Origin of the sequence: Endozoicomonas sp. ONNA2 (assembly GCF_024606365.1) — a bacterium.
Classification (GTDB): Bacteria; Pseudomonadota; Gammaproteobacteria; order Pseudomonadales; family Endozoicomonadaceae; genus Endozoicomonas.
The window spans coordinates 1-1,113 of the sequence record NZ_JAHHPO010000687.1; the positions used below are offsets into that span (position 1 = coordinate 1).

Genomic DNA, 1,113 nt, shown 5'->3' on the forward strand with positions numbered 1-1,113 from the left:
CGGGAAGCGGGCGGCGGGTAGCGTCTGTAGAAATGTCGAAGTTATTTCAGAACAGTTCCTTATGATACCGGGCAAGTCATTTCAGGCAGCCGGGCAAGGCGGAATGAACAGCTACTTGTTGAACAGGATATGCAATTTTGTGATTACCCTTTTGCCGTGAAAAATATTTTCACGCGCCATGGGCATTTGGGTCCACTCACTTTAATTTTCCTGTAATCGAGCAGTCACTCACATGGGCTGTCAATTACTTTTTTTCAGGGGCTGTGGATGTTTAAGCGTACCTTGCCATTTCAAGCAAAAAGACATTGATCAACAGTTGTTTACCCGTTAGGGTCATCGCCGGTCTATTCCAGAATATCTGCAAGCCACTCAGACTGCTCATCTTCAGACCAGCTGATCAGTTCATTCAACCCGAGGGGGTCCTTCCTTTTCTTCTCATAGGATGTTAGCCAATCAAGCTGTGTGATCGGATCGATACGGTGGTACATTTTGTCGATAACCCTGGCTAATTGTATTGGCCTCATCTGATCGCGATAAGGTTGCAGCATTTCAAGTTCTGTTTCCCCTAACACCTGAAAACGATCCAGGGCTACCAATGTTGTTGCCAGGGTAAATTGTGGTCTGTGCATGGCGCTGCCTGCAACCGGCGGCCGTGGGATAAGCTCCATAGGCGAGGGCTGAGTAATGGTTGCCTGATCGGTCATGTTTTTTGCCTCAATCTCTGCCAGCCTTGCGGTGACTGCATATTTAACAACATCCGGAGTAATAGCCGACTGTCGTTCAATTACCGGGGCCAGTGCCTGGCATAATCTGTCCTTTAACTGGCCATTTTTGGCATAGTGCTCCAGTGACCTCCAGATCGGGGGTTTTAATGGCAGGCCTGACTTGATAACACTGAGAATAACACTGGGTGGCGTTATTGTTTGGTTTGCGGTTTTTTGGTACCCGGTTTTTTCGGTCTCACTGGCTTTTGCCCTCGTGGGAGCCAGTGTCGCATCAAACCTGGCCACGCAGCGTTCTCGCTGGTCCTGCGGTCGCTTATACCACCGTTCGGTGAATTCTGTTGCCTTGAAAAACGTTTGCACCTGTTCTAATGACCAGTTATTAATCACA

General features: G+C 48.5%; 1 protein-coding gene. It reads right to left on the reverse strand.

Annotated elements, in window-relative coordinates; all coding sequences use genetic code 11:
• Nucleotides 1-344: 344 nt before the first annotated feature.
• A partial coding sequence (locus tag KDK14_RS12055; protein ID WP_257265372.1) for a hypothetical protein occupies nucleotides 345-1,113 on the reverse strand: 769 nt, incomplete at its 5' end.